At 39.5% G+C, this 25,262-nt stretch carries 17 protein-coding genes; all 17 read right to left on the reverse strand.

The features are described 5' to 3' along the window. Nucleotides 1–78 precede the first annotated feature (78 nt). Nucleotides 79–978: a GTPase Era gene (gene era / locus EO127_RS01480; protein WP_127447713.1), complete on the reverse strand. Its 900-nt coding sequence runs from the start codon at nt 976–978 to the stop codon at nt 79–81. After that, nucleotides 971–1,447, reverse strand: coding sequence for an rRNA maturation RNase YbeY (ybeY, locus tag EO127_RS01485; RefSeq protein ID WP_127447714.1), 477 nt, complete (start codon nt 1,445–1,447; stop codon nt 971–973). The genes era and ybeY overlap by 8 nt, the downstream gene beginning before the upstream one ends. After that, nucleotides 1,444–2,415, reverse strand: coding sequence for a PhoH family protein (locus EO127_RS01490; protein ID WP_127447715.1), 972 nt, complete (start codon nt 2,413–2,415; stop codon nt 1,444–1,446). Before EO127_RS01490 ends, ybeY begins: the two co-directional genes overlap by 4 nt. A gap of 10 nt (nt 2,416–2,425) precedes the next feature. Then, nucleotides 2,426–3,388 carry a TIGR01212 family radical SAM protein gene (locus tag EO127_RS01495; protein WP_127447716.1) on the reverse strand — a complete coding sequence of 321 codons (963 nt, stop codon included), beginning with the start codon at nt 3,386–3,388 and terminating at the stop codon, nt 2,426–2,428. A 1-nt stretch (nt 3,389) separates the two neighbouring features. Further along, nucleotides 3,390–5,216: a B12-binding domain-containing radical SAM protein gene (locus EO127_RS01500; protein ID WP_127448057.1), complete on the reverse strand. Its 1,827-nt coding sequence runs from the start codon at nt 5,214–5,216 to the stop codon at nt 3,390–3,392. A 1,023-nt stretch (nt 5,217–6,239) separates the two neighbouring features. After that, the gene (locus tag EO127_RS01505) at nt 6,240–9,404 is read right to left on the reverse strand and encodes an efflux RND transporter permease subunit (protein ID WP_127447717.1); all 3,165 of its coding nucleotides are present in this window, start codon (nt 9,402–9,404) and stop codon (nt 6,240–6,242) included. A 9-nt stretch (nt 9,405–9,413) separates the two neighbouring features. Then, nucleotides 9,414–10,580 (reverse strand): efflux RND transporter periplasmic adaptor subunit, encoded by a 1,167-nt coding sequence (locus EO127_RS01510; protein ID WP_127160193.1) that lies wholly within the window; start codon nt 10,578–10,580, stop codon nt 9,414–9,416. After that, nucleotides 10,561–10,851: a hypothetical protein gene (locus EO127_RS01515; RefSeq protein WP_127160194.1), complete on the reverse strand. Its 291-nt coding sequence runs from the start codon at nt 10,849–10,851 to the stop codon at nt 10,561–10,563. Before EO127_RS01515 ends, EO127_RS01510 begins: the two co-directional genes overlap by 20 nt. A 6-nt stretch (nt 10,852–10,857) precedes the next feature. Further along, the gene (locus EO127_RS01520) at nt 10,858–11,148 is read right to left on the reverse strand and encodes a TetR/AcrR family transcriptional regulator (protein WP_127160195.1); all 291 of its coding nucleotides are present in this window, start codon (nt 11,146–11,148) and stop codon (nt 10,858–10,860) included. Nucleotides 11,149–11,418: 270 nt separating this feature from the next. Then, nucleotides 11,419–12,405: a deoxyguanosinetriphosphate triphosphohydrolase gene (locus EO127_RS01525; RefSeq protein WP_062402936.1), complete on the reverse strand. Its 987-nt coding sequence runs from the start codon at nt 12,403–12,405 to the stop codon at nt 11,419–11,421. A gap of 15 nt (nt 12,406–12,420) precedes the next feature. Beyond that, entirely contained in the window at nt 12,421–13,239 is an 819-nt protein-coding gene (locus EO127_RS01530) for a pyruvate, water dikinase regulatory protein (protein WP_062402939.1), read from the reverse strand. Nucleotides 13,240–13,247: 8 nt separating this feature from the next. Then, on the reverse strand, nt 13,248–13,877 hold the full coding sequence (locus EO127_RS01535; protein ID WP_009354020.1) for a CBS domain-containing protein: 630 nt from the start codon (nt 13,875–13,877) through the stop codon (nt 13,248–13,250). A gap of 51 nt (nt 13,878–13,928) precedes the next feature. After that, on the reverse strand, nt 13,929–16,301 hold the full coding sequence (gene ppsA, locus EO127_RS01540; RefSeq protein ID WP_127447718.1) for a phosphoenolpyruvate synthase: 2,373 nt from the start codon (nt 16,299–16,301) through the stop codon (nt 13,929–13,931). Between the two features lie 705 nt (nt 16,302–17,006). Next, the gene (tyrS, locus tag EO127_RS01545) at nt 17,007–18,215 is read right to left on the reverse strand and encodes a tyrosine--tRNA ligase (RefSeq protein ID WP_127447719.1); all 1,209 of its coding nucleotides are present in this window, start codon (nt 18,213–18,215) and stop codon (nt 17,007–17,009) included. Between the two features lie 14 nt (nt 18,216–18,229). Further along, complete coding sequence (locus EO127_RS01550) at nt 18,230–20,320, reverse strand: penicillin-binding protein 1A (RefSeq protein WP_127447720.1); 2,091 nt, start codon at nt 20,318–20,320, stop codon at nt 18,230–18,232. 97 nt (nt 20,321–20,417) lie between these two features. Then, nucleotides 20,418–22,793, reverse strand: coding sequence for an endonuclease MutS2 (locus tag EO127_RS01555; RefSeq protein WP_127447721.1), 2,376 nt, complete (start codon nt 22,791–22,793; stop codon nt 20,418–20,420). Then, the gene (locus tag EO127_RS01560) at nt 22,793–25,249 is read right to left on the reverse strand and encodes a DUF3656 domain-containing protein (protein WP_240645964.1); all 2,457 of its coding nucleotides are present in this window, start codon (nt 25,247–25,249) and stop codon (nt 22,793–22,795) included. Before EO127_RS01560 ends, EO127_RS01555 begins: the two co-directional genes overlap by 1 nt. Nucleotides 25,250–25,262 lie beyond the last annotated feature (13 nt).

The following is a 25,262-nucleotide window of genomic DNA, read 5'->3' on the forward strand; positions in this document are numbered from 1 at the left end:
TTTTTTTTATGCCTTAATTCTTATACGGTAAACACTGAAACAAATTAACACCTTATATAAAAGATATCTTCCTAAGTGCTAATTCCGGTATCCCAATTCAGACAACATACCAGATTTATTGCGCCAGTCTTTTTTCACTTTCACCCATAAATCTAAAAATACTTTTGTAGCCAATAAATGTTCTACATCACCACGAGCTTGTCTACCAATGGTTTTCAACATAGCACCTTGTTTGCCGATGATAATCCCTTTTTGAGAATCTCGTTCTACATAGATAGTAGCGCGTACATAGGTGGTGCCATCGTCTCTCGTTTTCATTTCATCTACATCTACAGCGATGGCATGAGGAATTTCATCATGAGTTTGTAATAGAATTTTTTCACGTACAATATCAGAGATAATCAACCGCTCTGGTTGGTCGGTAATCATATCATCTGGGAAGTATTTTGGACCTTCTGGCAAATGTTTTTCCAACAAATTGACTACTTCTTCAATATTATCTTTTTCCTTCGCAGAAATCGGTATCACAGCCTCAAAAGGATAGCTATTTTCATAGGATACAATAGCTTCTAACAAGTCTTGTTTTTCCATAGTATCAATTTTATTCACAATGAGGAATACTGGTACATTAACCTTTTTTAACTGTTCAATGACAAAATTGTCGCCAGGACCACGTTTTTCATTAGCTGCCACCACAAATAAAACAGCCTCTACTTCACGCAAAGAATCTACCGCTTGGTCCACCATAAATTCACCTAATTTATGTTTTGGCTTATGAATCCCCGGTGTATCCATGAAGACGATTTGTTTCTTTTCATCTGTATAGACACAAACAATACGGTTTCGTGTCGTTTGCGCTTTATCTGAAACAATGACAATTTTATCATCAATTAAGGCATTAATTAAGGTAGACTTCCCTACATTAGGGCGCCCTACGACTGCTACAAAACCTGATTTAAATCCTTTTCCACTATTCATTATATGGCATATCCTCTCGTACATAACCTAAATTACCAAGCACAAATTCTTCTTCTGTGCGCATTTCTTTCTTATCGTCCTCTGTCATATGGTCATAACCTAAAATATGTAAACAGCTATGGACAGTTAAATAGGCAAGTTCACGAATAAAATCGTGATTATACTCTTTCGCTTGCTCGGCTGCTCTCTCTAAGGATATTACAATATCCCCTAGTAATTGCCCCTCTTCTTCCGTATAAGTCGTATCTCCCTCATTAAGAGCAAAAGATAATACATCCGTAGGCAAATCCTTACCACGATATTCACGGTTTAACTCTTGAATTTTTCCATTATTGCAAAGGAGTACACTGTACTCATCTTCTTCATGTAACCCATAGACACGAGCTACCTCATTACAGCACCGTTGAATGACCTCTTCATAGGTGCTATTCTGTTCTATCCCCTCATCATAGGAAATACTTACAATCATGATTCTTTCCCTTTCTCTGAAAGTTGATACTCTTCATAAGCTTTCACAATACGACCTACCAAATCATGACGCACCACATCCTGGTCAGAGAAATAAATAGATCGAATCCCTTTGATGCGTTGTAACACTTGTTCTGCCTCTATCAAACCAGATGTCATTTTCGGCGGTAAGTCGATTTGCGTAGGATCCCCATTGACCACCATTTTCGATTGATATCCCAAGCGCGTCAAAAACATTTTCATCTGTTCTGGTGTCGTATTTTGCCCTTCGTCAAGGATGACAAAGGACCGTTCTAGGGTACGTCCCCGCATATATGCTAAAGGAGCTACTTCGATGGTCCCTTGTAAGAGCATCTTCTGCACTCGTTCTACACCAAACATATCATGTAAGGCATCATAAAGAGGACGTAAATAAGGATCCACTTTTTCTTGTAAATCACCCGGCAAATACCCTAGCTTTTCCCCTGCCTCTACTGCAGGTCTCGTCAAAATTATTCGGTCTACTTCACGATTTTTCAGGTAAAATGCACCTAATGCCACTGCTAAATAAGTCTTGCCCGTACCTGCAGGACCAATACCAAAGGTAATCGTATTGCGACGGATACTATCTACATACTGTTTTTGACCCACTGTTTTAGGAATAATAGGATTTCCCTTTACAGTCACATTGATGGTATCTTCATAAAGCTGAAAGAGGGCCTCTTTTTCGCCTTTCAAAATCATATTCGCAGTGGTTCGCACATGATGGTCCGTAATCTTAATATGATTTTTAAATAAATATAGCAATACATCCAGCACCTCTATTGCCACCTGTACCGATGTGTCAGAACCTGTCACATCTACGGTCGTATCTCGATGTAAGATATCTACTGTTACTAATTCTTCTAATACTTTGATATGGGAACCCTGTGGTCCCACTATAGGTCCTACCATGTCATAAGTAGGTATGGTAAATCTCTGATTAGCCATATGCTCCCTTTCACAGAAACTTTTGTACCGCAGCACCATGTAAGTAGTTATAAGCACTGCCTTGAGAAATATCTTCGTCTTCCATAATTTGATCAATTAAATCTTGTACGCGCCACCATCCCATAGACCAATTCGTAAAAATTGTATTATCCTCTGGCGCACGACCTACCAATCTTTGTAAAACAATCTTAGGATCTAAGTAGCGCAAAAATTCCACCACTCGTCGTGCATACTCTTCCGCACTGATTAAAGTAAATTCACCAGCCTCGTAATCTCGCGCCATTATCGTATTCTTTACTAAGTATAATGCATGGAGCTTCACTTGGTCTACTTGTAAGGCTGATAAAGTTTTCGCCCCTTCAATGACATCATCCATGGTGTCCCACGGAAGGTTCAGTATCATATGCGTACACACTTCAAATCCATAGCGCTTGATGCGCAGCACAGCGTCGATAAACTCCGCCATCGTATGTCCTCGATTCACCTTTTGTAATGTGTGATAGTTCACCGATTGCAAGCCAAGTTCTACATAGATATCAACACCGTATTTATGCTGTATTTCTTTTAAAATATCTAAATACGCATCATGTACACAGTCAGGGCGTGTGGCAATGGCAATACCTACCACATGTTCTAAACAAGCTTCCTCCACATACTGGCGAAACTTCTCTGGTGGTAAATAGGTATTACTAAAATTCTGAAAGTACGGTATATATTTATAAGCCTTATACTTTTTCGCAATATGCACCACTGTTTCATCAATTTGCTGTTTCACCGTCATAGAGGCTGGTCGATTTTCATAGCCTGCTCCAATTTCACCACAAAAGGTACATCCACCTACACCAGCGGATCCATCACGATTAGGGCAAGTCAACGGTAGTGCTACTGGAATTTTATAGGCCTTTTCTCCATATCGTTCTTTATAAAACGAAGATATCATACGATACCGCTTTGGTTTTGATGTATCACTCATGTCACACCTCCTCCCTAATTGTTGAACTAGTAGTATCTTCGTGATGATGTATATGGTCATTTCCACATTGTGGGGGACGTATAAAAGGTTTTGTCTCACCTTTTACATCAATAATGATAGTATAAGTATCTTTGGATCGTTCAACCTCCGCAGTACCGAAGGAACTTCGTGGAATCCCTATGTATGGCAATGATTCTCCACAGACCTCAATAGTATGATAATCTTGTCGAATTCTTCGCCATTCTACGAACGAATAGTTAGGAATATATTGTTGTACCAAACTTTCCTCACGCCAGAATACCTCAGCCTCTTGCATCTCTTGTTTTCTATCTTTAGATAAAGCAAATCGTTCATCCCGTATTTTACCCTTGAAAGAAGTTAACACATCATAGCGCAGTAAATCGCAGGCCACTCGGTCCTCTTTCAAGGTGAAAAACTCATATAGAAAAGCAATTTGATCAGCATCATTTAACTTTCTATCTTGATTTCCTTTGTCTAACCATAGCTTAGTCATCTCTTCAAAGTAGGCAAAGGCAGAGCCCTCTCGGATTAAGCTTTCACTAATGTAACCAAAGACAGTCCGATACCGTTCACTATTATAAAAACGTTCGAATACATCCTCAAAATGTTTCAGCATACGCACATCATTATACGGCAAGACATGAGTTTGTAACACTTCGTAAGGTGCTTTCGGATTCGCAATGTACTCGTATTCTGCCATAGAACGCACGCCAGAACCTTTTAATAGCTTTAAAAATCCAATCTGCAACGCATGGGGTTGTAAACTGAACAAATCATTGAAAGATGTTTCAAAAATAGCTTTACTTTCATAGGGCAAACCCACAATTAAATCCATATGCACATGTGTACGCCCTGATTTGATAATAGGAGGAATCACAGACTCAATACGGCCCCAATCATTACGACGATGAATGGCCTCCAATGTCTTCTCATGCGTACTTTGAACGCCTACCTCAATTTGTATTTGACCATGACGAGTAGAACTTAAAATCTCCACTTCTTTTTCTGTCATTAAAATGGATTCCATTTCCAAGTGAAAGTTCGTATTTCCTCCGTGGTCGCGCATCCACTCCATTAATGGAATATGATGATGAGGCGCACAGTTGAACGTACGATCCACAAACTTCACTTGTTTTACATTGTGATCCACAAACCATGCTAACTCCTGTAATACCCGCTCTCGTGGAAAAAATCGTACGGTGTTACGATTACCAGATAAACAATACTGGCAACTAAACGGACAACCTCGAGAAGATTCATAATAAACAATTTTATTTCCTAAGGTGAGCATATCTTCTTCCGTGTACGGGAATGGTATCGTACTTAAGTCCGTTACCTCTACGGCTTCTTCAGATCCTTGAATGTGATCCTGTTCCCGGCCTAAAATACCAGGTATGACAGGACTCACCGGAGATTGACCTGTACGAATAGCTTTCACAAAAGCAGTGAAAGCCTCCTCAGCTTCCCCTTGTACAACATAGTCAATATACGGGTGTTTTTCTAATAGTTCCCGCGCCGTATAACTTACCTCAGGACCACCTAAGATAATTTTTATATTAGGACGAACCGCTTTAATCATAGAACAAAGATGCAATGTCATATCAATATTCCAAATATAACAAGCAAAGCCTAATACATCTGCATCTAACGTAGTCACATGATTTAAGATATCTAAAATAGGCATATTAATAGTGTACTCCACTATCTCATATGCCTCGTCCTTCGTTCTTCCATAAGCCTGCAAATAACGCAATGCCAAAGAAGAGTGTATATATTTTGAATTCAACGTTGAAATAATAACTTTCATTTGTACCTCACTCATCGAATGAACCTAGTTCATCGGCTATTGCTCTATTATACCATATAATACAAACCTCTCCCACATAATAAAATCCTAGAAAACGCAGATAAACCTAGGAAGAAATAGTATTTTTTTGCAATGTATGGTATACTTGACATGTAAAAAGAAGAGCCATCAACGTGTGCAGGCGTTAGGCTCATCTCAAATGTTGGAAAATTTGACTCGCCTAACGTGTATAAGTGGTCCTAACACTTATCATTTACGTTAGGCTTTGTCATTTCTAGTTAAAGAAACGATAAATATCTATAATTAATTTCCCATGAGGAACGCAGTTAGACGTAGCAGCCTTTGTGGCGGGTCTTTATTGACTAAATCAAACAAATACAAGAAGAGCGCGACATGTTCCGGAGCAAACCTACCATAGGATCAGTTTGTGAAGGAATATGTCGTGCTCTTCCCTTTATCTTATTTAGTTACATACAGCACACAGTCCATAAAGAACAAGTAGTATTTTACCTCAAAGTATGGTATACTTGACATGTAAAAAGAAGAGCCATCAACGTGTGCAGGCGTTAGGCTCATCTAAAAAACAGTAAAAAGATGACAAGCCTAACGTGTATAAGTGGTGCTAACACTTATCATTTACGTTAGGCTTTGTCATTTCTAGTTAAAGAAACGATAAATATCTATAATTAATTTCAAAAATTTTACCAATAAAGATAATCTTTTCAAAAACTTCATAGAAATCACCTCCCCCCATAAAAGGAAGAGATGAGCCTAACAACACGCCAATGACTCTTCTACATTTTCATTATATCATAATTTTCGACAAATCGTTTATATTTTTAATATGAGGAACGTCATTAAGTGTAGCAGCCTTCGTGGCGCCCCTTACTGACTAAATAACACAAACACAAGAAGAGCACGACATGTTCCGAAGCAAACCTAACCACTGTATCAGTTTGCGTAGGAATATGTCGTGCTCTTCCCTTTATCTAATTAAGACCGCCACAAGGCTGCATAGCCTAATTAGTGACGTTTAAAGCCTAGTTTTTCTATAATGATGAACAGCATAGGGATGATTGCCACTCCAAAGAATGTGGCTGTAATCATACCAAATACTACGGTCACACCCAAGGATGCACGGGCACCAGCACCAGCGCCACTTGCCAACATCAATGGCGAGCATCCAATGATGAATGCAAAGGACGTCATCAAGATAGGACGTAAACGAATCTTCGCTGCTTCAATAGCTGCGTCTACATAGTTCATACCTCTTTCATCAACACGAATCTTAGCATATTCAATGATTAAGATCGCATTCTTCGCTGCCAAGCCCACTAATGTAAGTAAGCCGATTTGGAAGTAAATATCCAAGGCAAAGAAATGTGTAGATTTCATCATGGCACCAATCATATTGAATAACCATGGACCAAGAACAGCACCAAAGATACCTGTTGGAACAGATAATAATACTGCAAATGGCACTTTCCAAGATTCATACAAGGCAGCCAACACAAGGAATACAAAGACAATACCGAATCCAAAGATAATCAACACTTGGGATCCCGCTTTGATTTCCTCACGAGTTTGTCCACCCCAATCATAGGTATATCCTTGTGGCAATGTATTTTTCGCCACTTCTTCTAAGGCTTTGATAGCATCACCAGAGCTAACACCTTGCTTAGTATTACCACCAATGCTCACTGCTGGGAAGTTGTTATATCGTGTTACCACAAAGGCAGATGTCGTTTTTTGCGGTGTAATATACGTATCAACTGGCACCATTTGACCTGCTGCATTACGAACAGTCAATAGATGATTCATACTAGGATCGGTACGGAACTGATTGTCCGCTTGTAACATAACTTTGTAGTTTTTACCAAACTTAGTAAAGTCATTTAACTGCATACCACCATAATATCCTTGTAAGGCTGTATAAATATCTGTCACCGCTACGCCATCACGAGCCGCTCTATCACGATTCACATCAAAATTATAGGATGGTGTGGCCGCATTGAAAGTCGTATAAATACTGCGGAACTCAGGACGTTTTTGAGCTTCTCCTAAGAACTGTTGCACTACCGCATTCATTTGTTCTGTACTATGACCCGCTTTATTGATGAGGTACATGGAGAAACCACCTGTATTACCAAGACCTGGGAGGGATGGCGGATTCAATGGAATAATTGTTCCTCGTGGATCTTTAGAACCATGCATGAAAGTATTTCGAATCTTTAAGCCAAGCTGTTGATCTGGTTGCGTTCTTTCACCCCAATCTGTTAAGGATGTAAAGATTACACCACCACTCGTTTGTGCTGCCCCAGCTAAGATATCAAAGCCAGGTACTGTGATGGTCCCATCAGAATCTTTATCTTCGTTCAAGAAATGACCTAAATCAGTTAATACATCTTTTGTACGACTAGAAGTCGCCCCTGGAGGTAAGGATACAGCAACCATGAAATAGCCACTATCTTCAGCTGGTACGAATCCACTTGGCACCATACGCATCATACCAAAAGCTGCACCTAAGAAGATAGCCAATGCCAACCATGTGGCCCATAGACGATTGGACCAACGAGCTAAAAGAATACCATACTGATCGATTCTTCGATCCAAGAATCCATTAAACCACTCCAAGAAACGACCCACTATATTAGTAGTCTCTTTTGGCTTATGTGGTTTTAACATAATACCACACAATGCAGGCGTCAATGTCAATGCTACAAAGGCAGAAATAATAACAGAAATAGCTACTGTTAAAGCGAATTGTTTATACAATACCCCCGTTAAACCACCCATGAAGGCCACTGGAACGAATACGGAAATCAATACGAAAGCAATACCAACAACAGGGCCTTGTACTTTTTCCATGGCTGCTACGGTAGCCGCCTTTGGTTTCAACCCATTGTAGCGCATTTCATATTCTACAGCTTCGATTACGACGATCGCATCATCCACGACGAGACCGATCGCTAACACCATGGCTAGCAAAGTCAATGTATTAACAGTAAAGCCCATTACTTGGAACGCCGCAAAAGTACCAATCAAAGATACTGGCACTGCAATCATTGGAATCACTGTAGACTGCCATGTTTGCAAGAACAAGTACACAATAATCGCTACGAGAATCAAGGCTTCTTCAAAGGTTTTTACTACTTCTTTCATAGAAGCTTTTACAAATTTTGTATTATCTACAATAATCTTCGCTTGCATATCCGGTGGGAATGCTTCTTCTTGTTGGTGAATAACCTCTTTTACAGCATTGATTGTTTCTAATGCATTCGCATCATTCGTTAAAGAAACAGCAAATACAGCTACTGGTTTATCATTGCCCGTTTCTTTTGAGAAACTTGTAGGCTCTACAGAATAACTTTGTGCCCCTAATTCAACACGAGCTACATCTTTTAAATGCAATAAATTATTCTTTTTATCCTTTTTAATAACAATATTTTCAAATTCAGAAATTTCAGCCAAACGACCTTGCACTTTTACAGATGTGTTGAACGCCTGATCTTTATCGATTGGGTCAGAACCTAATGCACCCGCTGCAGCCTGTTTGTTTTGGCTACGAATTGCATTACTTACATCTGTAATAGTAACCCCAAATTTAGACATTTTTGTTGGGTCAAGCCAAATACGCATGGCATAATCAGCACCGAACTCTTGCACTGTACCCACACCATTCACAGATTTGATGGCATCCATCATATAGTTAGTGGCATAGTTTTTTAAGAAAGTTCTATCATAACTACCGTTTGGAGATACCAAGGAGAATACCATGGCCATATCCCCAGAAGATTTCGTAGTTGTCACACCTACCGTTTGTACTTCGGATGGCAAAGATGCCAAGGCACGGGCTACACGGTTTTGTACGTTTACCGTATCCATATCGGCATCAGTTCCTTGCTCAAATTGAACTGTCAAGTTATAGGAACCATCCCCTGTACTCGTGGATTGCATATAATCCATATTTTGGACGCCAACGATTTGTTTTTCGATGACTGCCGCTACCGATTCGCTTACAACCTCAGCATTGGCCCCCATGTAGGCAGTACGTACCTGTACTTGCGGTGGAGAAATCTGTGGATATCTGTCGATCGGCAGTTTTGATAAGGAAATCAACCCTAGCAATGTAATAATAATAGAGATTACGATGGCAAAGATAGGGCGATTAATAAAGAATTTTGACACAATATCACCCTAATTACCTTTCTCAATATCTTCCTTGCTTAATAAAGTTGCCTTAACTTCTGCTCCATTTTTCGCTTTTGTTAAGCCGTCAACAACGATTTCATCGCCTACAGTTAAACCTTTTCCATCTTTGGAAGGACGAATAATTGTGTATTTACCACTAGTACCACTTGTTGTGACAGGTACTTGTTCTACTTTACCATCTCGGATGACCATCACAAATGTTTTATCTAGTACTTGTAATAAAGCACGAGATGGCACTAAGATCGCCCCTTGAATAGTTTCACCGCTAGTAATAACGGATGCATACATATTTGGCAACAACATATGATTTGGGTTCGGGAAGGCCGCTTTCAAAATCAACTGACCTGTACCATTATCCAAGTTTTTCGCAGCTTCTACAATATGACCTTTAATAGTACTTACAATTTTATGATTGTCATCATAGGTACCATAAATCTCACCATTGGACAATTTCAATTCTACTTCCCCATCAACAGAACGATGTGCTTTTTTATATTCTAAGTACTCTGCTTCACTCATGCTAAATTGTACATATACTGGATCTGTAGAGTTCAATGTGACAAGTGCTGTTTGTCCAGCTGTAACGAATGTACCTAAATCTACATCATCCATTTCCAATGTACCATCAAATGGCGCATATACAACCGTATCTTGTAAATTATTTTCCGCTAAGCGGATTTGTGCTTCCATAGCTTCTAAGGCTGCGCGATTTTGGGCTGCCACACTAGCTTGTGTATCTAATGTTTGGCGGGCAATAGCATCTTCATTGGCCAATGTTTGATAGCGCTGTAAATCGACTTGAGAGTTTTGGTACGCTGCGCTAGATCGTGCTGCATTGGCTTGTGCACTAGCTAGGTTCGCTTCATATTGACGTCCATCGAGACGATACAATGCTTGACCGGCTTTTACCGTGTCGCCCCCTTTTACATATTTTTCAACAACTCGACCGGATACATTCGCGCGAATCACAATAGAGTTTTGCGCCAATACAGTACCATTGAAAGATTCTTGTACATTTGTATCAGTAGCTGTGATTTTATAGGAGTTAACCTCCGTTGGACCTTGCCCCGGAGCTTGTCCACCACAACCAGATACAAGTACAAGGGCTGCCAAGCTAGCTGCCACTAAACCATTATACGCTTGTTTTTTCATTCATTTCACCCTTATTTGTAATACCCTGTAATATAACTGAAATAACCTTTGGCATATATTTATAAATATCCTCATGATGATTGGAGCTTTCAAACACAATGCGTCGTACAGCACCTTGCAACATCATAATGATAATATCAACATCCACATAGCGAGCAATAGTTCCTTGCTCTTGTTGGTGTAGTAAATAGTGTTTAAGTAAGTCCCAATCTTTCTTGAACAAAGTTTTCAACGTTTCTTGTAGTTGCGGTATAGATAAGAAGATTTCCATGAAAGATTATCCACTGAAAGCCGCATACAAATTTGATCGTACTTTAAAATACCTATCTAATACTTCTTCTACAGTAAGACTTTTATTGTTCACAATATTCTCATGCTGTCTGTAAAAATCTTCTGCCCCATGGACTAAAATGGTTTCTACAATTTCATGTTTAGAACGAAATTGTTCATACAACGTACGTTTACTGATAGTCAGTGCTTTTGCTAAATCATCCATGCGGAATGATATGCCTTGCTCTTCAATCATTATGGCCGCCGCTGCTAAAATTTTCTCTTTAACCGTAACCAATATAGCCCTCCTTTCATACTCTCTTTTATATCTATTAAAACTCAAAGTATACTACTCAGTACTACTCTTTAGTTTACTTAAAATAGGAACAAATGTCAAACTAAGAAACTCATCAATTCGATGATGTCTATATACCCCAAACTTTCATTTTTAGAAAGTTTAGGGTATGAATAACCCAAACTTTTATTTTTAAAGAGTTTAGGGTATGAATAACCTAAATTTGCAAGCAAAAAATGCCACGCCTTAGCGCAGCATTTCTTTGAAAGCAGATTAATTATCCCATACTTTAGGAATATAATACTCAGTAAATAGTTTTATCGCATAGTTATCTGTCAGACCCGCCACATAGTCCACAATATCTTGGTCTGTAATGGGATTGTCATGATGGATTTCATGGCGAATCGCCTCGGGATGTTCTTTATAGTACATAAATAAGTGTTTTACCACATAGTCACCTTTATTCCGATCTGGAATTAACGACGGTGCCCGATAGACACGTTCAAACATAAAACGACGGAAAATATTCATAGTTTCCACACCACGTTCTGACATAGAAATCACCGGTTGATCCATAGAGGATGTCACCATGTCTGTGACCATGGCAGTAATCATTTTGGAATGGGTATCTCCAAAGACCTGTACCACTTCTTTCGGTAAATCATTCACCCTGAGCATATGTGCTCGCAACGCATCATCAAAATCATGACACAAATAGGCGATACGATCAGCAGTGCGTATAATCTGCCCTTCCAAGGTAAGAGGCATATGAGAACCTGTATGCCCTAAAATACCATCACGAACAGCAGTTGTTAGGTTAAGACCTTGTCCATCCTTTTCTATACTTTCCACCATGCGCAAGCTTTGCTCATTATGATTGAAATGACCTACCATATCACGAAGGGCGTATTCCCCCACATGTCCAAATGGTGTATGTCCCACATCATGCCCCATAGCGATAGCCTCTGTCAAATCTTCATTCAACCGCAACGCCCGTGCAATGGTACGTCCAATCTGTCCCACTTCTAAGGTATGTGTCATACGAGTCCGATAATGGTCCCCTGGAGCAATATATACTTGTGTTTTATGTTTTAATCGACGGAAACATTTGCTATGTAAAATACGATCTCGATCTCGTTGAAAATCCGTCCGATATGGATCAGGCTCTTCCTTACGATCTCTTACAGATTCTCTACTTTTAGCCGCATAAGGACTTAACATAGTATATTCTCGTTCTTCTAGCATTTCACGAATACTCATATGACACCTCCTAGCTTAGCGTGTATCCATGACACGATTTTTTTGAATGATTTGCATCACCATACCAGCTGTTTCTTCGATAGATTTATTAGTTACATCAAGTACTGGACAATGTAACCGTCTCATCACAGTTTTTGCATAATTTAACTCTTCTTCAATACGGCTTACATTCGCATAATTAGCGTCCGCATGTAATCCCATGGTACGAAGACGTTCTTCACGAATATTATTCAATTTGAAAGGATCAATAATTAACCCCACAATCTTGCGCCCTGGAATTTGGAACAATTCTTCTGGTAACGGTACTTCTGGTACCAATGGTAAATTGGCTGCTTTTATTTTTTTATAGGCTAAGAACATAGATAATGGTGTCTTACTAGTACGAGAAATACCAATAATGACAATATCTGCTTTTTCAAAGCCTTTTGGATTTTTACCATCGTCGTATTTCACGGCAAATTCAATAGCCTCTACCTTTTTGAAATATTCTTGGTCTAGTTTATGAATCATACCAGGTGCCAATCTAGGCTCTGTATCTGTCATAGTTCCTACTGCATCCATAACAGGGCCCATAATATCTACGGCTTGCACACCCTGTGCTTTACAAGCTGTATCTAAATAAGACCGCAATGCTGGTGATACAATGGTATGACAGATCACATGTCCGCCGGTAGCAGCTTCTTTTACCACTTCATTTATTTGTAATTCATCATTAATATAGGGCACACGAACGATATCAATCGTTTCCTTATCATATTGACTTGCCGTAGCACGTGCCACTGATTCAGCTGTTTCTCCTAGGGAGTCAGAAATTGCATAAATAATTTTAGCCATAATTACTCCTATCGTTTTCCACAGTCCCAAAATAAACGGGTCACTGTGGTTTTAGAAATACGACCTACTACACGATATTCTTTACTTGTCTCTAATAATACCTTATCTACTACCGGTACGCAATCGATTTCAAAATCAATCATCCGTTCTACTGCTTCCACAACAGGCATATCGGGATATGCCACTACGACTTTACTAGTAGGTGTCATGATCATGGAAATAGGCATAGTATTTAAATCAGACCCACCAAGAGAGGCACGCAATAAATCTTTACGAGAAACCACGCCTTTTAATATACCATCATCACAGATTAAGATAGTTCCTACATCTTCTGTGAACATGGTAACAATTGTGTCATACACAGATGCTGTGGAACTGACTGCTACCACACTGGACATAACTTGTGCCACTGTGAAACTATTAATCTCAGCCGCTAAGGGATTATTTGCCACTTTACCAACATAGTAATACCCTACCTTTGGCCGTGCATCTAAAATACCCATCATTGTCAGTACCGTTAAATCTGATCGCAACGCTGACCTCGTTAAGTCCAATTTTGTAGCGATCGCTTTACCCGTGATAGGCCCTTCTTGTTGTACAATTTGTACAATCGATTCTTGTCGTTTTGAAAGATTCATATTGTTACCTTTCTATGAAAAAGGAGGCTCCTTCCAGAGCCTCCTCATCTATTACCAATCTAAAGCTTCTGTATTTTGACGACCTTTGCCTGTCAAAGCATCTAACATAATGCGTTGTTCTAATTGTGCCACCATTTTTTTCGTAGACACCACAGCATCTGGATTTACAGAAATAGAGTCAATACCATGTTTTACTAAGAACTCACAGAACTCTGGATATACACTTGGCGCTTGTCCACAGATGGATACTGTTTTGCCATCTTTGTGTGCTGTTTCAATTAAATGTTTAATAGCACGTTTTACAGCCAAGTTTCTTTCATCATAAATATGTTGTACAGTTTCATTATCTCGATCACAGCCTAATACAAGCATCGTTAAGTCATTGGAACCGATAGAGTAACCATCTACATATTGATTGAATTGATCCGCCAAGATAATGTTCGCAGGGATTTCAGCCATCAACCATACTTTGAAGTCCGCATTACGTTGTAAGCCGTGTTCTGCCATAATACGAGTTACTTCTGCTGCTTCCTTCACAGTACGACAGAATGGAATCATAACTTGCAAATTTTTAAAACCGAATTCATTGCGTACTTTCTTAATGGCTTCTATTTCTAACAAGAACGCTGGTGCATAGCGTTCATCATAGTAGCGAGAAGCACCACGGAATCCAAGTAATGCGCTAGATTCTTCTGGCTCGTATTTATCACCACCATTTAAATCACGGTATTCGCTAGATTTGAAGTCACTCAAACGCAATACAACTTGTCGAGGGGCTAAGGCTGCACATACTTTACGCATACCTTCGGCTAAGGTATCGATGGCAAAATCACGACGACCTGTTTCGATTAAATGCATTGGGTGTTCATGAATAAAAGTAGTCCAAATGAATTCCTCACGCATTAAACCAATACCATCACAAGGTAATACGCCATATTTTTCAGCCAAGTCTGGATCGCCTAAGTTCATGTAGATTTTAGTAGCTGTAATCGGTGTTGGCTCTACATAGCGAGCTTCTGCTGCCGGTTCTACTTTTTTGGTAGCCTCTTCTAAAATTCCATCATACACAATACCATTGGTAGCATCTACAGTAATCATTTGACCGTCAGAAATCGTTTTCGTCGCCTCTTCACTGCGAGATTTTGTACCTACAATACAAGGAATCCCCAACTCACGACTTACAATAGACGCATGACAAGTCATACCACCTGCATCTGTGACAATAGCTTTTGCTTTTTTCATCGCCGGTACCCAGTCAGGAGCAGTCATAGTAGTAACAAGGATTTCTCCTTCTTTGAAATCATCGATATCTTCTGGATTTTCAATCACATGAGCTCGACCTGCTGCTTTACCAGGGCTCGCAGGAAGACCTTTTACCACAATCTTACGTTCTGTTGTAGTCGCTTCCACTACAGTTTCTTCTTTTTCTTTCTTTTGAGAGAATACAGTTTCTGGACGGGCTTGTAAAATCCATACTTTTCCATCGCGCTCATCGATGCCCCATTCCATATCCATATAGCAACCATAATGTTTTTCAATTGCTTTTGCATAAGTTGCTAATTCGATAACTTGTTCGTCTGTAATAACTTGTTGACGAGCTTGGTCTTCAGGAATTTGAATTTCAACGCAATCCCCTTCTGGTTTACGTACTAATGCAAGATTTTTATCGTTAATCATACGATCTGTAATTTGCATCGTCCCTTTATCTACAGTGAAATTATCTGGTGTTACTGTACCTTGCACTACATACTCACCAAGACCCCAAGATCCTTCGATAATAATGGATTTGTCATCACCATTCATAATATTCACAGAGAACATAACGCCTGCAGCTTTGGAGTATACCATCATTTGGATGGCTGCTGACAAGGCTACTGTCATATGATCGAAACCTTGTTTTACACGATAGTAGGTAGCACGGTCAGTAAAAGTAGATGCATAGCATTCTTTTACTTTAGCAATGATCATATCAGCGCCACGAACATTTAAGTATGTATCTTGTTGACCTGCAAAACTAGCATCTGGCAAGTCCTCTGCAGTGGCACTAGATCTTACCGCTACAAATGGATTTTCTTCCCCTACTTTACGTGCTAACTCTTCATAGCCTTCACGAATAGCCTCAGCTAATGGAGCTGGCATTTCCTCATCCATAATCATTTGACGTACTTCTGCAGTCACCTTACGTAACAAAGCAGAATTTTCCACATCATGTAACTCTTCTAGTTTAGCTTTAATTCGATCTACTAAACCAGTTTCTTCCATGAAATAACGATAGCCATGGGCTGTTGTAGCATATCCATAAGGAACAGGTACATTCGTAGAAGAAGTCATTTCTCCTAAAGAAGAAGACTTACCACCAACAATATCCACATCCTCACGATGCAATTCATCAAACCAAAGAACATATGCAGTATCACGACTCATGATTATCCCTCCATCACAAATAGTATTCATAATTTAATTATATAGTACAACATATATAATAAATAGTCAAGCACTATTAGGATTGGAATCAAAAGTAAGTTGCAAATTAAACCCCATTATTAATAAAAGATACATCATAATAATGTAATTTTAAATAAAAAAGTATCCTTATAGGATGCTCTTCCATTTGCCCTATTCAGTTAAGAACACCACAGGCTACATAGGGAAGCAAGTGATATTGGTAATACACCTACTAACTGTGCTATAATTAAGATAACAAAAGAAGAGCCATCAACGTGTAGCTGGCGTTAGGCTCATCTTAAAACTTTCAAAATGGATAGCCTAACGTGTATAAGTATTAGCGGTACTTATCTTATACGTTAGGCTTTTCATTAATTATTTAAATAAATCAATGAGATGTACTAATCTATTCGTACTGTTTATTAAAACTAAATACTTTGATAAACAGTAATGAAAGCAAAGAGCAAAATGATTAATGATCCATACAAAAAATACAATAAGAACACCAGAGGAACGCAGTTAGGTGTAGTAGCCTTGTGGCGTTCCCTTACTACCTAAATCACACAAAAGCAGAAGAGCACGACATGTTCCGGAGCAAACCTAACCACTGTATCAGTTTGCGGAGGAATATGTCGTGCTCTTCCCTTTGCAATATTCAGTTACGAACGCCACAGGCTACATAGACTAGCAAGAGACGATTTTGATGAATTTCCGTTTCCCAACTTGCAATACCATACCATCTTTTAATACGATATGTTCTTCATTGCATTTTTCACCATCGATTTTAAAAGCACCAGCTTTAATGGAGCGTCTAGCTTCTCCATTACTTGCTGTTAAGCCTGCGTCAGATAGTAATTGTGGTACGAAAACAGGTTCTTCTGTAAAAGCCACTTTGTATTCAGGAATATCTGTTGGCATCGCATGTTTTTGGAACACACGAACAAACTCTTCTTGCCCAAAATTAGCTGCTTCTTCACCATGGTATAAGCGAACAATGGTGTGAGCGAGTTTCATCTTCACATCTCTTGGATGTGCTGCACCAGATTCTAAATCCTTGCCAAGTTGTTCTTGTTCTTCAATACTCATATCCGTTACCAACATAAAGTAACGCATCATCAATTCATCTGGAATAGACATGGCTTTACCATACATTTCAGATGGAGCCTCGCTAATACCAATGTAGTTACCAAGTGATTTACTCATTTTTTGGACACCATCAAGGCCTTCTAAGATCGGCATTGTGATGATTGTTTGCTCAGGCATGCCCTCTTCACCTTGTAGATGACGCCCCATCAACAAGTTAAAAGTTTGGTCAGTACCACCAAATTCTACATCCGCTTTCAAAGCGATAGAATCGTAACCTTGCATCAATGGATACATAAACTCATGAATGCTAATTGGTCGACCTTCTGTATATCGTTTATGAAAGTCATCTCGTTCTAGCATACGAGCTACGGTATACTTAGATGCTAGTTTCAACACATCAGCAAAGTCTAATTTACTCAACCATTCGCTATTGAAACGAACTTCTGTTTTTTCTGGATCTAAAACTTTGAAAATTTGCTCTTGGTATGTTTTCGCATTCGTAATGACTTGTTCTTCTGTCAATGGTGGACGAGTTACACTTTTACCGGTTGGGTCACCAATGCGAGCTGTAAAATCGCCGATTAAAATGATAACTTTATGTCCAAAGTCTTGGAATAATTTTAACTTACGCAAGACTACAGTATGACCTAAATGAATATCTGGAGCTGTTGGATCCAAGCCTAATTTAACAATCAATGGTGTATTGGTTGCTACGGATTTCTCTAATTTCTTCTTAAATTCATCTTCTGGTAAAAGATCAGCTACCCCATGGGAAATGAGGCGAAACTGTTCTGCTGCACTAATCATGATTATCTCCTATATTACTGTGAACTTTTAGAGAATTTAGGAGCAATAACGGGATCTTTCCCCTTATTACTTTTTGATTTAGAGGGGCTTTCATCATTTGATGTTGTACCATCATCACTATCTAAATCTCCATCTTTTTTATCTTTTTTATCTTTATCGTCTTTTTTCTTATCTGTAGCTGGATTTTCATTACCTGCATAAGCCTCTGGTCCTACCCCATCTGGCACAGTAAAGTTTGAACCAGGTGTATCAGCCAATGCTGCTTGCATATATTGTCTCCAAATAATAGCTGGTGTTTGACCACCTGTAGTGCCGTGCAATGTTTCAGAACCACTGTCATCACCCATCCAAACAACGGTTACCAAATCAGGCGTATATCCAGCAAACCAAGCATCTTTTTCTTCGTCTGTAGTTCCTGTTTTACCTGCTGCTGGACGACCGAAGTATGCGTTTCCACCTGTACCATATTTAATAACAGATTCCAACATATTCGTCATCATATACGCATATTTTGGTTCTACAACACGGGTTTCATCAACAGATGATTCTTCAACGATATTGCCATTACGATCTACAATTTTTGTAATAGATACAGGTTTTACTTTCACACCATTATTAGCAAGCACGCCATAGGCTACTGCCATATCCATTGGGGTTACACCTTTTGTTAAACCACCTAAGGCTACAGCTAAATTATCATCACCTTTTTTATCCAATGTGGAAATACCCATTTTTTCTGCTAAATCCAATACATTGGACATTCCTACTTTATCAGCTACCAATACAGCTACTACGTTATTAGAATGTGCTAACGCATTACGCAATGTCATAGCACCAGAATGTTTACGAGAATAGTTCTGCGGTTTCCAACCATGGAACTCCGATGGTTTATCCACATATACAGTACCTGGATTATCGCCATGTTTTAAGGCCGCCAAGTAAACAAATGGTTTAAAGGAGGATCCTGGTTGACGAACCGCCATAGTAGCACGGTTAAAAGAATCTGTTCCTCTACCACCAACCATAGCTACAATATGTCCATTATGAGGGTTTAGGGAAATCAGAGCCCCTTGTGGTTGGCGCAATCCATTTTCATCAGTATAATAATCTGGCAAGTTTTCCATTGCTTTTTCCGCAGCGCGTTGGGCTTTCATATCGATAGTAGTATAGATTTTCATACCTTCTTTGTAAACTGCATTATCTCCATAGCGCTCCGACACTTCATTGATAACATAGTTAATGAAATACCCCATGCTACCATAACCATTGGATGATTGTGGTTTATCTAGCAAGTGAATATCCGCTTGTTTCGCTTCTTCTGCATCAGCTTGAGACAAGTATTCATATTTTACCATCTGCCCTAACACAACAGCTTGCCGTGCCTTTGCTGCTTTTAAATTGTTAAATGGAGAGTAATAGTTAGGACTTTGAGGTAATCCTGCTAAAATCGCCATTTGAGCTAAGGATAAATCTTGTACATCTTTGCCAAAATACACATGCGCTGCCGTTTGCACACCATAAGCACCTTGACCAAAATAAATTTGGTTCATATACATTTCTAGGATTTCTTTTTTCGTATAATGTTGCTCAATACGCAATGCCAATAAAGCTTCCATAATCTTACGTTTAAAGGTACGATCTTGTGTCAAGAAAGCATTACGAGCTAGCTGTTGAGTAATGGTAGATCCACCCTCTGCTACACCATCATGAGCAATATTTACCCATACAGCACGTAAAATACCGATAGGGTCAATCCCATGATGACTGTAGAACCGATTATCTTCTGTCGCAATAAAAGCATCTTGAAACTTTTGTGGAATATCCGCCAATTTTACTGGTAAGCGGTTTTCCTCTGAATGAACAGTAGTAATCAAATCACCATTAGCATCATAAATTTGAGATGATGCTGCTGGTTTTACGTTGCCTACATCCGGCAAGGAAGACATGGTGGCACCTAAAAAGCCACAGCCTGCTCCTGCTACAATTAATATAAATAAGATGAAGAAAATCCAAAAGGAACGTTTCCATGATGATTTTTTCTTCACTGGTCTCTTTTTCACAACTCGTCTCCGAGGAGGAATGGGTCTTGATGAACTAGGATTCATATGTCACCTCTCTAAAGCTCATTATTTCCTATAGAACTTCCTTAATTATACTCTATTTGCTAATTTTTGTACAAATCGAATTGTCCTAGGATACCATCTATAGGATGACTGTGGTCGCACCTGCACCACCTTCATCTAAACTAGCTAGGTCATAACTTTTAATACCTGGTAAGGTTCTTAAATAGTCATGTACTCCCGCACGCAACGCACCAGTTCCTTTACCATGAACAATACGCACCGAATTTAAACCAGCTAGGATAGCTTGATCAATAAATCTACCTACTTCTACAACAGCTTCATCCACAGTCCTTCCAATAATATTAAGTTCTGTGGAGGCTTGCTGTTGTCGAATCACCGCCATACCAGATCGTTTCCGCTGACGATTGGACATCGGCACAGGATTTTCTTTGCGCAATAAGGCACTAGCTTCCTCTCGAGTGGCTGCCAGTAAATCTTTCTCTTTAACAGTGACCGTCAATCCATTCATATCCACTTGAATGCGTTTTCCTTGGATAGCCAATATAGTACCTAAAGACTGTAAGTTATCTAAGAACACTACATCCCCTGCTTTTATTTTCGTCACATCTAAACGTTCTCGTTTTTCTATAACACCTGTAGGAACAGACACATTGGAAACACCTTTTCTAGCTTTAGAAATCGCATCTTGTCGCTTTTGTTTATCTGTTTCATTGAAAGAACCTTTTAACTCTTTAATGATTTGTTCACTTTCAATACGAACGGAGCGCTTCATATTTTGCGCTTCTTCACGAGCTTTTTCTAAGATTACTTTTTTCTTATCTTGTAATGCTTTTTTATCTCTCATCACTTGCGTACGCATGCGACGAACTTCTTCTTGCTCTTTTTTCAAAGCTCGTTCACGCTCTTGCGTTTTACGTAACTCTTGATTTAATTCACGGAGCATATCTTCAATAGCACTTCGTCCATTTAGTTCCCATTGTTTACGAGCTAAATCGACTACCTCTTGAGGTAATCCTAAGCGAGCCGCAATGCTAAGTGCATGCGAACTACCTGCTACGCCAATATGTAAGCGGTATGTAGGGCGTAAAGTCCTTTCATCAAACTCTACATGACCGTTTTCTACGCCTTCTGTTTGGTACGCATATGTTTTTAGTTCATTATAGTGGGTGCTGACCATCATGAGTGCTCCCTTTTTCCGGAAGTATTCAATGATGGCGATCCCTAACGCACTACCTTCCTCTGGATCTGTACCAGACCCCAACTCATCGAGGAGCACCAAATCATTAGGTCCCACTTTTTTAAGAATCCGAATCACCTGCGTCATGTGAGCAGAGAAGGTACTCAAGCTTGCTTCAATACTTTGTTCATCTCCAATATCAGCATAGATATGGTGAAAGATGGGTAAGGTAGACCCACTGTCCGCAGGAATACATAACCCACTTTGGTTCATCAATGCCAACAATCCCAATGTTTTCAACGACACTGTTTTACCGCCTGTATTGGAACCTGTGATAAGTAAAATACGATACTTCGTTCCTAACGTAATGGTAGTAGGTACGACTACATTAGGTGCCAACATAGGATGACGAGCTTGTAATAAGTTCACTTCTCGGCCTTGACTGATGGTAGCTCGTACAGCTTTCATCTGTATGGCGAGTTCTGCCTTGCCATAGACAAATTCAACATGTGACACTCGCTTACAGGCATCTAGCAGTGTATCCGCATGAGCTCGTACTAGCTCTGTTAATTCTTTATAAATACGAAGTACTTCCTGTTCCTCAGCTAATGTCGCCTCTTGTAATTCATTATTTAAATCCACTAATCGCATAGGCTCGATATATAAGGTCGCACCTGTAGCAGATCTATCATGGATAAGGCCAGGAAATGCTCCTCGATATTCTTGTTTTACAGGAATAACGTATCGATTATTACGCATGGTAACGATGGCTTCTTGAAAATATTTTTGATTGTCCTTATCTTGCAAAATTCTTTGTAGATCATTTTTAATAGCATTCTTTGTACGACTCATAGTCATACGTAACTGTTGTAATTTTGGTGTAGCACTATCCAATAATACACCGTACGCATCAAAAGTTCTTTCAAAGCGTTTTGTCAGCTTATCATGACTTGGTAAATCCTGCACCCATAAGGATAGCAAAGGATACAGCAAATACTTTTCTTTGAAAAAACGATACATCCGATTATATGCCAAAATCGTAGTATGCAAATCCCAAAGCTCTTCACGAGTCAAAATAATTTCTTTACGACTCTTGGAGCAAGTGGTGCGAATATCCTTCGTGCCACTGATGGGTTGCTCCACTTCTTGCTCTAAGGAACGCATAGCTTCCACTGTTTCATCTAGAGCATCTTCAATTTTTTGACGGTTGTGCATAGGTTGCAGATTAAGTGCATATTCTTTAGCTATAGCAGAGGAACACACATCCGCTAACTTTTGCCGTATATGTTGAAAGTCTAAGACTTGTTCACTATTCATTATGATTCCCCTAAAATTCCTTTAAAAAAGTGTCCCCGCGTAATATGTGTAACTCCTTCTTTACTCGGCGCTTTCACAGTCCCCTCCAGTAATTGGTGATACATACTCATCTCTTTAGCAATCCATTTAGGACTTCGTTGTCTTCCATCAATCACTAAGCGCTGCAATCCAGAACGTCGTAAGTCATCAATATAGCTTTTCATATCTAATTCTCGACTATTCATAATATGGGTACGGCAGAATGGATCTGTAAAGATAGGAAATAACTCACCTTTTCTATCCTGTAAAGCATAGTCTTTTTTCGTACACACTAATGGACAACCCCGTTTATACCCAGTACCTGCAAAGCTACTGATTGGACAATACTCTGAAATCATCAATTCTACACGGCCCTGTACAATAGCACCAATAGGCATAATCCCTTTATTTGCCATCATATTCATTTGATGCAAGGTAGCCTCTAAGGACACATTAACTGTACTAAATCCTAAGTCATTTAATATACCTAAGGTGTGAGAGTTAAACGTTTGCAATCCCGTATCACCTTCCACAACTCCGGTATATCCCAATTGATGTAACACTTCCAAAGCCCCTAAGAAATGTACTCGAATTCCATCTGGCTTGGCTTGTACCATGTGAACTACCATTTCCTTAAAGGCTGTACTTTCATTATCCTTAATTACCCTTGGAGTACTAAAGATAATTGTTTTATTCGCCTCACGGCAAAGATGTACAATCTCCTCATAGGCCGTCTGTGGTACTGGGATTCGATGTAATGGATCACCAAACACAATACGGTCTACTGGTGTCATGACTGCTTGCTGAACGCCTTCTACAGAATCCACTAGGATTTCTAATTGTTTTGTATCAGATTCTAGGGGATGAACCTGCGTAAACCCTAATACCTGTCCTACAGATTGAGTCATATCCCCTAATAATTCCATCCCTGTTGGCAAACTCGCTTTCCGAGCTTCCCATGATGTCACATATTCTTCTATTAGCAATTCTTCCATAGACTCTACAGCATTTCTACGAAGACTATTTAAGACACTGCTAGGCCACATGAAAGGACCTTCTGGAACTGTTACATGATCTAAGTCAAATAGGGTATTCCCTAAACGGCCTAATTGTTCCGTAATCTTCTCCGTTGACGTCGGTTTGTTATGAGCTATTTGTAGTATATACTCATCAGTAACCGTTACCGTTTGACCAGACTCTAACATCATAGTCAACGAAACAGTGCTACCTTCTTCGCCATGTAAGAACATATAGGATTTGTATTTACGAGTAAAATCTTTTAATCCCCGTTGTTTTGTATACCCCCCTTGACTGGCACGGTATACTTTACCAGAACCCATGCTTTCACTGAGTGGAATCTTATATACCGAATGATGACACGTCATATCTTCCATAACTGTAATGTAGTGCACATCACCTGTATGGGCAATGACCTTCAGCAAATCTCCTACAGCAATTGTTTCTGTAGTTTCTACCGTTAAGGTGCGTCCTTTGACATGCCCTTCTCCAAGGTATTTCCCTAAATGATTAGGAGCACTGATGGTCATCATGGACTTGGAACCATTATTTTCCAAATAGGCAGTCGAAAAGCCACGGTTAAATCCCTCTTCCAAGCGAGCAAAATCTTCTGCAGTAGCCTGTCCCGCACGATCGATGATAGTCCGATAAGTGCCGATGACTTCATGCACGTAGGATACCTTTTTCATGCGACCTTCTACTTTGAAAGAGGCCACACCAGCTTCTATGAGTTCTTTCATATACGCACTATAGTTCAAATCCTTAGGGCTCATAATATAGGTTTCTTTATCATGGGTGATCTGCTCACCATCTACTGTAACCAGTTGATACGGCAATCGACACGGCTGTGCACAAGAACCCCTATTCCCACTGCGTCCACCGATAAAACTACTCATCAAACATTGTCCAGAATAGGAAATACAAAGAGCTCCATGAATAAAGACTTCAATTTCCGCTTTTGCATGTTTACAAATATGACGAATTTCATCTAAGCTTAATTCCCTAGATAAAACAACTCTAGTAAATCCCAATCGTTCTAAAAATTGTACAGTCTCCAAATTAGTAGCTGTCATTTGTGTACTACCATGTAACTCTAAGGTAGGTGCCACTTGTCGCGCTATTCTTGCAACGCCAAGGTCTTGCACAATAATACCATCTACACCAATGTGTTCTAACTCACATAAGTGCTCTGCTAAAGCTTTACTTTCACGGTCACCTACTAGAATATTTACAGTTACATAAATACCCACCTGTAATATATGTGCTAGGCGTAATGCTTCTCGCAACTCTTCATAGTCAAAGTTGCCCGCATGGGAGCGAGCATTAAAGACCTTACCGCCTAAATAAATGGCATCAGCCCCTGCTTCAAGGGCGGCCATGAAATTTTCCATTGTCCCTGCTGGGGCTAATAATTCCATCATAACTCCTTATATA

This window comes from Veillonella sp. 3310 (assembly GCF_003999875.1).
Lineage (GTDB): Bacteria > Bacillota > Negativicutes > Veillonellales > Veillonellaceae > F0422.

Coding starts and splice junctions, on each gene's coding strand:
- EO127_RS01515 (WP_127160194.1), bottom strand. CDS start 10,851: ATGGAAATCTTCTTATCTATACCGCAACTACAAGAAACGTTGAAAACT.
- tyrS (WP_127447719.1), bottom strand. CDS start 18,215: ATGATTAGTGCAGCAGAACAGTTTCGCCTCATTTCCCATGGGGTAGCT.
- EO127_RS01490 (WP_127447715.1), bottom strand. CDS start 2,415: ATGGCTAATCAGAGATTTACCATACCTACTTATGACATGGTAGGACCT.
- EO127_RS01500 (WP_127448057.1), bottom strand. CDS start 5,216: ATGAAAGTTATTATTTCAACGTTGAATTCAAAATATATACACTCTTCT.
- EO127_RS01495 (WP_127447716.1), bottom strand. CDS start 3,388: ATGAGTGATACATCAAAACCAAAGCGGTATCGTATGATATCTTCGTTT.
- EO127_RS01525 (WP_062402936.1), bottom strand. CDS start 12,405: ATGAGTATTCGTGAAATGCTAGAAGAACGAGAATATACTATGTTAAGT.
- EO127_RS01535 (WP_009354020.1), bottom strand. CDS start 13,877: ATGAATCTTTCAAAACGACAAGAATCGATTGTACAAATTGTACAACAA.
- EO127_RS01550 (WP_127447720.1), bottom strand. CDS start 20,320: ATGAATCCTAGTTCATCAAGACCCATTCCTCCTCGGAGACGAGTTGTG.
- EO127_RS01555 (WP_127447721.1), bottom strand. CDS start 22,793: ATGAATAGTGAACAAGTCTTAGACTTTCAACATATACGGCAAAAGTTA.
- EO127_RS01510 (WP_127160193.1), bottom strand. CDS start 10,580: ATGAAAAAACAAGCGTATAATGGTTTAGTGGCAGCTAGCTTGGCAGCC.
- ppsA (WP_127447718.1), bottom strand. CDS start 16,301: ATGAGTCGTGATACTGCATATGTTCTTTGGTTTGATGAATTGCATCGT.
- era (WP_127447713.1), bottom strand. CDS start 978: ATGAATAGTGGAAAAGGATTTAAATCAGGTTTTGTAGCAGTCGTAGGG.
- EO127_RS01530 (WP_062402939.1), bottom strand. CDS start 13,239: ATGGCTAAAATTATTTATGCAATTTCTGACTCCCTAGGAGAAACAGCT.
- EO127_RS01560 (WP_240645964.1), bottom strand. CDS start 25,249: ATGATGGAATTATTAGCCCCAGCAGGGACAATGGAAAATTTCATGGCC.
- ybeY (WP_127447714.1), bottom strand. CDS start 1,447: ATGATTGTAAGTATTTCCTATGATGAGGGGATAGAACAGAATAGCACC.